Source organism: Methanomethylovorans sp., assembly GCF_041305605.1.
In the GTDB taxonomy this organism is placed as follows: Archaea; Halobacteriota; Methanosarcinia; order Methanosarcinales; family Methanosarcinaceae; genus Methanomethylovorans.
In genome coordinates, this window is record NZ_JBFYLB010000066.1 from 24,540 (window position 1) to 35,268 (window position 10,729).

Consider the following 10,729-nt stretch of genomic DNA (forward strand, 5'->3'; position numbering starts at 1 on the left):
TAGTATTCCCGAAGTATATTCAGAGAGACAGATATATAATTGCCTGATGTGCTGCAGTACTTTGGATATGCTGTCCTTTATTCAAGGTGATAGGCGATCTTTACGGCATTTACAGCGATATAAGCAATTATTGCTAAGAAAAGCGCTACTATTATCAGAGTCACAACAACCAGCATCAAACCAAGAACAAAAGCCAGGGGTAACCATAATGGTGTAAATACCCACAACCATTCTATGTCCAGGTATCCCATAGACTTAGCAATAACCAAAGTTATTGTTAGCAGTCCAGTAAATCCAATGCCCTCTTTTCTAAAAACGTTTTGCACAACAACATGCGTCATAATATCACACATCATGCATGTGTTTGATACCACACTCTGCTTCGGATAGCATGTACCTTTATTTAATGTATTTATAGTATATTTTTGCATATATAAGTTGCCACAGCTTTTTTGGCAATGACGTACTATTTTTTAGAGCATATAAGATTAAGAAATTATCCGAATTAAGTGCTTTACACCGTAATATAACAGTAATCCATAAATATGACCTATGCCCTTTCTCCTTTTAATGTTGAACTCTACCACAAACTACATCCTATCCAATGTATCTGTAGTAGTGGTAGTACTAATCGCTTGAGCAAGAGACTATTCTGGCTCAAGTGTACTGTTTTGGGTTGTTTACTAATCAGTTCATTCTGTGCCAGCGTGGTTTTTCCAGGGAGAGTTGAAAATGAAAGAAATGAATGGGGCAGAAGTGCTGGTCAAAAGTTTGGAGGACCTTGGGGTCAAATGCATCTTTGGTTATACGGGAGCAGCGATTCTTCCTGTATTCCATGCACTCCGGCAGAGTGATATTGAGATCGTAATCAATTCCAACGAACAATCCTCGGCATTCAGTGCTGCAGGATATTCAAGGTCCTGTAATGAGATCGGTGTGGCCATTGTTACATCAGGACCTGCCATAACGAATACTCTCACAGCTGTTGCGGATGCTTATGGTGACAGCATTCCATTGCTGGTATTTGCTGGACAGGTCCCTGAGCATAAGATCGGAACAGACTCGTTCCAGCATATCAATGTAACAGGTGTTTTCGGGGATGCTGCCAAAAAGGTCATCCAGCTATCCAATGATGATGACATCGAATCAATTGTCAAGGATGCCTATTACTTTGCAAGGTCTGGAAAACCCGGTCCCGTGGTCATAGATTTTCCTCTTGACAAACAACAGAAGATCCATGATTATCGGGCCATTAATGTGAGAAGGTTCGAGGAAAGTTATCACGATGACAGGCATCTATGTGATGATCAGTGCGAAGACTTCTTCCGCTTGTTGCTGCATTGCGGAAAGCCATTGCTTTACCTGGGAGGCGGCCTGAACTCACAGGAGGGAAGCCAGGCAATAAGAGAGTTCAACGAGCATTTCAGGATACCTTCTGTCAATACGCTCATGGCTAAGGGCGTGGTTGACGAAAGAGACGACCTGAACCTGGGGATGCTGGGCATGTTCGGTACACCCTATGCGAATATGCTCATCCAGGAAAATGATCTCTTCTTTGCCATTGGTGTCAGGTGGGATGACAGGGTTGCGGAAAAAGTGGGATTTGCAATAGGTACTGACATAGCCTACATTGATATCAATCCTGAGAAGATGCATCAGATCAAGATCGAGCGTGGCCCCAAGTTCACATTCATAGGAGATGCTCCCACAGCTATCAAGGACCTGCTGAACTACGCTAAGAGACACAACATCACTCTGGATATAAAGCGGTGGCAGGAACGTGCCCGGGAACTTAAAAGATCATGGCCACTGGACCACAACAGGGCATCCGCAAATATACAGTCTGCCGAGGTAATGGCTATACTATCAGCTTATATCGATAAACACACTAAGATAACCACGGGTGTCGGCAATCACCAGATGCTTGCAGCCCAATATTTGCCCATGCAAAGGGAAAGGTCCTTCATGACCTCGGGGTCATTTGGTACAATGGGCTTTTCCATGCCTACGGCCATTGGAGTCCACTATGCCAACCCCCGTTCGAAGATCATTGCTATCGATGGGGATGGCAGCTTGAAAATGAACCTGGGTGAACTGCATACCATAGCATCTCTTGACCTGCCTGTCAAGATCCTGATGCTGAATAACAGGAGCGATGGCATGGTCCAGAACCTGCAGGATGCAGCATATGAAGGGATCAGAACGGGAACACAAAGATGCAAGGATGTACATTTTGCCGAGATAGCACGTGCCTTTGGATTTAACTACGCAAAAAGGATAAGCGACCGGCAAGACCTGAAACAGGGGATAGAGGATCTTCTGGCTGTGGAAGGACCTTGTTTCCTGGAAGTCTGCACGGACAGTGAAGAGATACTCTACCCGAAGGTCCCGGCAGGAGGAGCTTATAAAGATATGGTTCTCGGACCGTACATAACGCACGTATCTGCAGGGTTGTAAACCCCGCTGGAATGAGTACCGGATAAGAAAGAGCGATCACTTGCTCTTTCTATACTCGAATAGAATTATGTTTTTCTGAACATTAGAAATATAAAACCCCTCTGTTTCCACTGGAACTCCCGACAAAATACACTACGATTACTTCCAGGCTTTTAACTTGAGGCTTTCAACAGGAAGCCTTTCATACTGCCTGCTACTGATATCCGTGTCCTCGCCAATGACCTGTACCTTGAAACCCACTTTCTCCATGAGTTTGATGTAATCTTCTTTCAGGATAGCCCCGGCCACACATCCGACCAGCAGATCCTTATTTTCGAGAAGTTCCACCGGAAGTTCCTGCAGAAGCACCATATCCGAGATGTACATCCTGCCTGTAGGCTTCAGGACGCGGTAAGATTCACTGAAGACTTTTTCCTTATCAGGAGCAAGATTAATAACACAGTTACTGATGATGACATCCACTGTGCTATCGCCTACAGGAAGGGCTTCGATATCTCCCTGACGGAACTCCGTATTGCCATATCCGTACTCTCTGGCATTCTCCCTGGCTTTCCTGACCATCTCACCAGTCATGTCCACACCAATGACCTTTCCCGTACTGCCCACTTTATCAGCAGCAAGGAAACAATCAAAACCTGCACCTGATCCAAGGTCCAGCACCACATCTCCTTCCTTGAGCTCTGCAAAAGCCGTAGGATTCCCGCATCCCAGCCCGAGGTTAGCATCCGGGAAAGATTGTACATCTTTATCCGAATAACCCAGACTTTTAGAAACATCCGGGCTGCTGCCACAGCAATCACTGCTACAACAACAGGAACCGCCGCTAAGTGCAATTTCCCCGTATTTCAACCGGATGGTCTGCTTTTTTTCATCAGCGTCCATTTTGTCCACACTCCTGGATATTACAAGTTTCATCAATATGAACATCATCGGCAGCACAGGCACAACAGTTTTGTGCATTCTCACAGCAGCTTCTTACTTCTCCGATCCCGAGGATCTGCAACAGCTTTGAAGTTGCTGCATCCCTTATACTGTAAATGATGTTGCGCCCACGCTTTTCATACTTCAGGATACCCGCTTCGACAAGCACCTTCAGGTGCTTTGAAACCGTAGTCTGGTCTTTTGCCGTAAGAGAGGTAAAATCACATGCACAATAGCTATGCTCCAGCAAATAGGCAAGGATCTTCAGACGAGTTTCATCACCTAGCGCCTTGAAAAGTTTTACCTTAGTTCCAATAATATCATTCTGATCCATATTGATATATGGCAATATGCGCATATATCAATATATAATTTGTGGAAAAACATGTTGGGATCAGTACATAAAACATATAAAAGAGATAGTTAAGAAGGCGTTATATCTCCACACGCTTCACAGTTATTCCTGCGTTTAACTGTAAATGTATCCATTTTTGCATTGAGACCATCCCATACTAGCAAACGGCCTTCCAGAGGTTCACCCATCCGCAGAAGGCACTTGAGCACTTCGTTAGCCTGGAGTATCCCAATTATACCGGGAGTCACACCTATGACAGGGAATACCTCTTCAGGAGCAGCATGTGGAAAAACACAGTTGAGGCAAGCGGTCTTACCTGGGATGACCGTGAGGACCTGACCGTCAAAACCCCGGATACCTCCATGCACAAGAGGGATGCCTGTCTGAAGAGCTGCACGATTGAGCAGATACCGCGCAGAGAAATTGTCCAGTGCATCCACGATAATGTCAGCATCCTTTACAAGTTCCAGGACATTCTCTGCGGTGATGGTAACATGCCTTCCAATGACATTGATATCAGGATTAATTTCCCGGATCTTTTCTTCGATAGACAGGACCTTTGGTTTTCCGATATCTTTTTCCCAGTGCAGCACCTGACGATTCAGATTCGTCCGCTCCACAACATCCCGGTCCGCAATATCGATGCAGCCGACGCCCGCAACTGCAAGATAAAGTGCTATGGGACAACCCAAACCACCCCCGCCTGCAATGAACACACGGGACGTTTTCAGTTGTTCCTGGCCTTCTTTATCGAACATCATCATTTGACGCTGGTATCGCTGCAATTCCTGTTCACTAAGCAAGATTTCACTCCTCTTTTCATCACTGTTATAATCCTGTTTATTCACAATCGTGAATACTGTTCAAATCCTTAAAGTTTGTGGTGAATATAGCCTGCATTACATCAGGAGATACGACCGAGAGCCTCCCTGATGATAGCAATGAACTCCTTTGTTTCACGTTTCACATCATCACTGCATACCACTGAAGATATTGCTACCAGGCTATCTGCACCATTTTCGATCACGTTCTTGCAGTTCTTTTTATTTATTCCGCCGATAGCAACTATAGGAATATTGACAGCATTTTTAACATCTCTTATCCTTTCAGTGCCAATACCCTTCCCTGCATCACTTTTAGTAGCAGTGTCGAATATAGGGCTAAGACCTACATAATCGGCACCACTTTTTTCAGCTTCTATCGCCTCATCGATATCATGGACAGTAAGACCAATGATCTTTCCAGCTCCAAGGATCGCTCTTGCAATATCGATAGGCATATCATCCTGACCTATGTGCACCCCATCAGCATCCACTGCCAGAGCAACATCTATCCTGTCATTTACCAGGAATATCGCATCATCACTGCATATTGTTTTGATCTGTAATGCTTCTGCAATCATCTCTTTTGTGCTCTTCTTTTTCTCTCTGTACTGCACGATCCTGCATCCGGATGCAACTGCATCCTGCACATCGAATAAGGTCCCTTTCTTTGACAGACCGGAGTCGGTCACAAGATAGAAGTCGATCTCTGCAAGCAGATCCTTTTTGCCGGTCATGGATCCTCCCGTTCACATTGATTCAGCATTCTTCAAAATTCATCATCTTTTCTGCTTTCTCGTCAGAGAGATTGAATGCTTCGTCATATAAATTCATCTTGAAGCTCCCCGGCCCACGTGAGATCTCAGCTGCAAGTTCCCCTGCGATCCCAAAATAACAGAGAGCGTCTTTGGAAGCATCACAGTGGTCGGGATTTACAGCAGCGAACGAGCCTATCACTGAAGCGGCCATACATCCTGTTCCGACAATAGACCCCATTTGCTCATGTCCGTTCCTGACGACGAATGTCTTTTTGCCATCACTGATTATATCCTCTTTTCCTGTCATGACAACAGTACAGGACTTAGATCTTGCAAGTTCCTGTGCTATCTGCTTAGGATCAGCATTGATAGAAGTTGCCTCAACTCCCTTTGTCTGAGCTTTTTCGCCTGCAAGCTTTGCTATCTCAGAATAATTGCCTTTGATAATATCGATGTGAACAGAATCTATGATCTTTGCGGCCATATAATCTCTGAACTTTGTTGCACCCACACCAACTGCATCCAGCACTACAGGTATCTTTTTCTCATTTGCAGCTTTCGCAGAAAGGATCATCGCATCAATAAGCTCATTTGTTAAGGTTCCGATGTTGAGTACAAGGGCAGATGAGATCCGTGTCATATCAGCACATTCCTCAGGCGCATGGGCCATTACAGGAAGAGCGCCGAAGGTTCGCGTGATATTCGCACAATCATATATCGTAACCCAATTTGTGATATGGTGTATCAGTGGTTTTGTTTCCTTTATTTTTTTAAGAGGTTCGTGCATTATTATTCCTCGGTACACGTTTAAAGCGCTTTTAGTACATTAATCTCTTTTTGCTCAATCGTAAAGTTTACAAGAGTGAAATGCACATATGTTAACAATTGTGAACATAAAAAGGTTGTGACCTTGATCAATACGAAAGAAAACATACGAGACAGGATCCTGCAACTGAAAGAAAAAAAGAACGCTGCGATCCTTGCACACAATTACCAGATACCTGAAGTACAGGACATAGCCGATATAGTAGGTGATTCACTTGAGCTTGCCCGTACTGCAAAGTCCATTGAATGTGATGTAATAGTTTTCTGTGGCGTAGATTTCATGGCTGAAACTGCCTGCATCCTCAATCCTGAAAAAACTGTACTTCTGCCTGCTGAAGAAGCATGTTGTCCCATGGCACAAATGATCACTGCAGATGAAGTACGCATGCTTCGAAGAAGGTTTCCCGATGCTGCCGTAGTCAGCTATGTGAACACCACTGCAGAAGTGAAAGCAGAGAGTGATATATGTTGTACATCCTCAAATGCTGTTAAGGTCGTGGAATCACTTGATGAAGAACAGGTCATTTTCCTGCCTGACAAAAATCTTGCCAATTACGTTGCCCGTTTCTCTTCCAAAGAGATCCTGCCCTGGCAGGGATTCTGTTTTGTACATGACAGGATCACGCATGATGACGCAATTAAGGCACGCCGGGATTATCCGGATGCAAAACTGCTTGTGCATCCCGAATGCAGACCTGAGGTCATTGACCTTGCAGATCACGTATTTTCCACATCAGGCATGATCAAACATGTCTGTTCAGCACCGGATAAAGAGTTCATCATAGGCACTGAGATCGGCATCCTGCACCAGATGGAAAAAAAGTGTCCTGACAAGATATGTCATCCGTTATCGCCGCAGGCAATATGTACCAACATGAAAAGGACAAATCTTGCCAAAGTGTGTGAGTCACTGGAATTGCTCCGGCCCAGGATAACAGTGCCCGAAGATGTAGCAAATAGGGCACGCAAGGCAATTGAAAGGATGCTGGCTGTGTAAAATAGCATTAGAATTTATGACAGTATGAACGTCATTTAATATCCTGATAATGGAAATTTTATTAAATCGAATCCTGTAAAAATAAGATTGAGTTTGTATGAAAGTGATCTACAAAATAACCTACCCGAATGGCAAAATATACATTGGACAGGATCGGACTGATGATATCCGATATTTCGGGAGTCCTAATCGTGACCTTGTTGAAAAAGACTTCACAAGGGATGAAAAAGATGATTTTACGATAAGGAAAGAAATTCTATGGAAATCCGAACCTGTATCTATTGAGGAAGTATATCAACAAGAGATCTATTTCATAAATAAATTTAGATCAAATAATCCGAACATAGGTTATAACATGTGGCCTAAATGCAAAGAATGAACTGTTTTAGAGCAAAATAACCATTTTCCTTTGAAAATAGAAGGAGAATGCTGCTTTTATCCACCGTAAACAACCCGTATTATCTGCAGTTCATCTTCATTGCACAGATTCGTATCTTCGGGAATGATCTGCTCGTTCATTACTACGATCACTGAACTTTGATTGATACCTAATTGATGCAGCAGCCTGTCTACCCTTGTGGAACTTATCTCGATCTCTTCGGTTTCACCCGAAGGTAATTTGACTTTCATGATCTCACTTTCTTTGTTATTTGTGCTTTTTTGGATTTGTGCATCGTCCGAGCAATGTACTTAGGCTGTCGCTTGAGACAATCCCCACAAGCTGTTTCTTTTCATCAACTACAGGAAGAGCTGAAATGGCTTTTTCTTCCATCAGCTTGGCGACCTTAGCGATGGATTCGCCAGGAGTTGCAGTAAATACATAGCGGGAAATGATCTGCTCAAGGTCTTGGTACCCAAGTGCAACCGCTTTGGCGATGTCCCATGAAGTAACGATACCTGCAAGCTGTCCATCTTTACCTATCACCGGCAGATGGTTCACTCCGTTCTCTATCATGACCCTGGCCGCATCGTTCATCGAAGACTGTTCACTGATAGTCGGGCTATCCTTCATCACATCGCGGACCAGTAACCTGTTGAGGAACTGGCTGATCATATAGTTCAGCTGGCCGGACTCCAACAAAAATGCATCGTGGCCATAATTCGAGCGTATCTCACAGTACTGGACCTCAATATCATTGGCATTCAATGCACTTACGATCTCTTCGGACTGATATGGAGGGTAAAGCCAGTCAGAAGTCACCGATATGACCAGAAATGTCGGTCCCGCCTTTGAGAAACCAGCTGCAAGAGAGCCATTGATGCTCAGATCAAAGTAATCTATGGCTTTCGTGATATACAGGTAGGAATTTGCATCGAACCTTCTGGTAAATGATTCTCCCTGATGGTGCAGATAACTTTGAACCTGGAACTCAGTGGAGAAATCATAGCCTATTGCCTCTTTGTTCTGCAGGTTTCGGCCAAACTTGTTATGCATGGAGGCATCCGAAAGATAAGTAATATGACCTATCATTCTTGCAAGTGCCAGGCCGCGTTCCGGAATTGTGCCGGTGGAATATTCTCCTTTGTTCCACTTGGGGTCTGCCATGATAGCCTGTCTTCCCACTTCATTGAAAGCTATCTGCTGGGGAGTGGATCTGGCTGTTGTCGCTATTGCAACAACCTTGCGTACCATCTCCGGATATGAAACCGACCACTGCAAAGCCTGCATTCCACCCATGGACCCCCCTACCACGGCCAGAAGCTGTTGTATACCAAAGTGGTCCACGAGGCGTTTTTGCAGATGGACTATGTCTCCAACGGTGATGATAGGAAACGAAAGGCCGTATCTTTCTCCGGTTTTCGGGTCAATGGATGCCGGTCCTGTTGTCCCGTTACATCCGCCAAGGATGTTGGAACAGATAACAAAATAATCATCCGTATCCAATGCCTTTCCCGGCCCTATGAGTGTATCCCACCATCCGGGCCGGTCCTCTCCTGCATGGTAACCTGCAGCATGAGCATTCCCCGAAAAAGCGTGGCAGACCAGTATAGCGTTGCTTTTCTCCCTGTTAAGCCTGCCATAGGTCTCATAGGCTATCGTAACAGGTTCAAGGGATGCACCACTTTCAAGGACCAGCGGCTCATCAAATGTAAGGTGTTCTGTCCTTGTTGTACCGACCGATCTTTGCATATTTCACACCTTTTCAAGGGCCTGCTCAAGGTCTGCAATGATATCTTCAATGTCCTCGACACCTATGGAGAGACGTATATAATCCGGAGTGACACCTGTAGCTATCTGTTCTTCCGGGGTCAGTTGCTGATGAGTTGTAGTAGCCGGATGTATGACAAGGCTCTTGGAGTCACCTATGTTGGCAAGGTGTGAGAATAGCTTAAGCTGGTCGATGAAGCGTTTGCCTGCTTCTGCACCACCCTTTACACCAAAGCCCATCAGTGCACCATAACCTCCTTTGAGATACCGGGATGCGAGCTCATGACTTGGATGGTCAGGCAAACCCGGATAATTTACCCATGATACCTTCGGATGGCCGGATAGATACTCTGCCACCCTGGAGGCATTCTCCGAGTGCCTTTGTATCCTCAGATGCAACGTCTCAAGTCCCTGCAGTAACAGGAACGAATTAAATGGCGAGATAGCAGCACCCGTATCCCTGAGAAGCTGCAGCCTTACCTTGAATATGAACGCCACATTACCAAGTCCGGAGAAATCAGAGAAAGTTTCCCAGTATCTAAGACCATGATAACTGGGATCAGGTTCCGTTAGTTCCGGGAATTTACCATTGTTCCAGGAAAACTTGCCGGAATCAACTATGGAGCCACCGATGGAAGTCCCATGTCCGCCTATGAACTTTGTTGCAGAGTGCACAACAATATCGGCTCCATGTTCAATAGGTCTCACAAGTCCCACAGCAGTTGTATTGTCAACTACAAGAGGGACTCCGGCTGCATGGGCGATATCTGCAATTGCCCTGAAATCGGGAATATCCAGTTTTGGATTGCCGACGGACTCGATGTAGACAGCTCTTGTCTTTTCAGTAATGGCCTGCCTGAAAGCTTCATGATCAGCGGAATCCACAAAGACGGCTTTCCTGCCCAGTTTCGGGAAAGTGTAGTTGAGCAATTCGTAGGTACCACCATAAAGATTGTTACCGGATACGATCTCATCACCCGGCTGTGTAATAGCTAGCAGGGCATAGGTTATAGCTGCTGAACCGGATGCAACAGCAAGTGCACCTGTACCACCCTCAATGGCCGCAATGCGTTGTTCTAACACATCCGTTGTTGGATTCATGATACGGGTATAGATGTTGCCAAGTTCCTTGAGAGCAAAAAGGTTAGCAGCGTGATCACTGTCCCGGAATACGTACGAAGTTGTCTGATATATCGGTACGGCACATGCTCCTGTAGTCGGGTCAGGTCTCTGTCCGGCATGCAGTGCAAGTGTTCCTAACCTGTAATTTTGCGTTGTCATTGTAATTAACCCCTGTTCACTTGAAGTTCGTATTTATCAGAGATATCCTGGAATGTGTCTGTCAGGTAACGGACCTTTTCCCAGGAAAGGCCGTATGTGTTCAGTTTCCATACCCGTGTGGCCCCAGCAAATTCCCCTATTATGCCTCTGCCCGAAAGTTCATCC

General features: G+C 45.1%; 12 protein-coding genes. 3 read left to right on the forward strand and 9 right to left on the reverse strand.

Going from position 1 to position 10,729, the window contains the following annotated elements; genetic code table 11:
- Positions 1–77: 77 nt before the first annotated feature.
- The gene (locus ACCM36_RS04285; RefSeq protein WP_370572501.1) at positions 78–341 is read right to left on the reverse strand and encodes a hypothetical protein; all 264 of its coding nucleotides are present in this window, start codon (positions 339–341) and stop codon (positions 78–80) included.
- A gap of 391 nt (positions 342–732) precedes the next feature.
- Between ACCM36_RS04285 and ACCM36_RS04290 the strand changes: the two genes are divergently transcribed.
- The gene (locus ACCM36_RS04290) at positions 733–2,457 is read left to right on the forward strand and encodes a thiamine pyrophosphate-binding protein (RefSeq protein ID WP_370572502.1); all 1,725 of its coding nucleotides are present in this window, start codon (positions 733–735) and stop codon (positions 2,455–2,457) included.
- Positions 2,458–2,595: 138 nt separating this feature from the next.
- Here ACCM36_RS04290 and arsM read toward each other — a convergent pair whose 3' ends face one another.
- The 5 genes from arsM to thiM all read right to left on the reverse strand — a co-directional run bounded on the left by arsM (position 2,596) and on the right by thiM (position 6,099).
- Complete coding sequence (gene arsM, locus ACCM36_RS04295) at positions 2,596–3,339, reverse strand: arsenite methyltransferase (protein WP_370572503.1); 744 nt, start codon at positions 3,337–3,339, stop codon at positions 2,596–2,598.
- A complete protein-coding gene (locus tag ACCM36_RS04300; protein WP_370572504.1) occupies positions 3,329–3,712 on the reverse strand; it encodes an ArsR/SmtB family transcription factor in 384 nt (127 codons plus the stop codon). The genes arsM and ACCM36_RS04300 overlap by 11 nt, the downstream gene beginning before the upstream one ends.
- An 89-nt stretch (positions 3,713–3,801) precedes the next feature.
- Positions 3,802–4,536: a ThiF family adenylyltransferase gene (locus ACCM36_RS04305; protein ID WP_370572505.1), complete on the reverse strand. Its 735-nt coding sequence runs from the start codon at positions 4,534–4,536 to the stop codon at positions 3,802–3,804.
- Positions 4,537–4,637: 101 nt separating this feature from the next.
- Positions 4,638–5,291 carry a thiamine phosphate synthase gene (gene thiE, locus ACCM36_RS04310; protein WP_370572506.1) on the reverse strand — a complete coding sequence of 218 codons (654 nt, stop codon included), beginning with the start codon at positions 5,289–5,291 and terminating at the stop codon, positions 4,638–4,640.
- Positions 5,292–5,313: 22 nt separating this feature from the next.
- Positions 5,314–6,099 (reverse strand): hydroxyethylthiazole kinase, encoded by a 786-nt coding sequence (gene thiM, locus ACCM36_RS04315; protein WP_370572507.1) that lies wholly within the window; start codon positions 6,097–6,099, stop codon positions 5,314–5,316.
- A gap of 123 nt (positions 6,100–6,222) precedes the next feature.
- Between thiM and nadA the strand changes: the two genes are divergently transcribed.
- Together nadA and ACCM36_RS04325 are read left to right on the forward strand one after the other, a co-directional pair.
- Positions 6,223–7,134: a quinolinate synthase NadA gene (gene nadA, locus ACCM36_RS04320; protein WP_370572508.1), complete on the forward strand. Its 912-nt coding sequence runs from the start codon at positions 6,223–6,225 to the stop codon at positions 7,132–7,134.
- 97 nt (positions 7,135–7,231) lie between these two features.
- A complete protein-coding gene (locus ACCM36_RS04325) occupies positions 7,232–7,513 on the forward strand; it encodes a hypothetical protein (protein ID WP_370572509.1) in 282 nt (93 codons plus the stop codon).
- Positions 7,514–7,569: 56 nt separating this feature from the next.
- Here ACCM36_RS04325 and ACCM36_RS04330 read toward each other — a convergent pair whose 3' ends face one another.
- Genes ACCM36_RS04330 through ACCM36_RS04340 form a run of 3 tightly spaced genes read right to left on the reverse strand, consistent with a single transcriptional unit; the run spans position 7,570 to position 10,564 of the window.
- Positions 7,570–7,764 carry a MoaD/ThiS family protein gene (locus ACCM36_RS04330; protein WP_370572510.1) on the reverse strand — a complete coding sequence of 65 codons (195 nt, stop codon included), beginning with the start codon at positions 7,762–7,764 and terminating at the stop codon, positions 7,570–7,572.
- A gap of 16 nt (positions 7,765–7,780) precedes the next feature.
- Positions 7,781–9,265, reverse strand: coding sequence for a homoserine O-acetyltransferase (locus ACCM36_RS04335; RefSeq protein WP_370572511.1), 1,485 nt, complete (start codon positions 9,263–9,265; stop codon positions 7,781–7,783).
- A 3-nt stretch (positions 9,266–9,268) separates the two neighbouring features.
- The gene (locus tag ACCM36_RS04340; RefSeq protein WP_370572512.1) at positions 9,269–10,564 is read right to left on the reverse strand and encodes an O-acetylhomoserine aminocarboxypropyltransferase/cysteine synthase family protein; all 1,296 of its coding nucleotides are present in this window, start codon (positions 10,562–10,564) and stop codon (positions 9,269–9,271) included.
- Between the last annotated feature and the right edge of the window lie 165 nt (positions 10,565–10,729).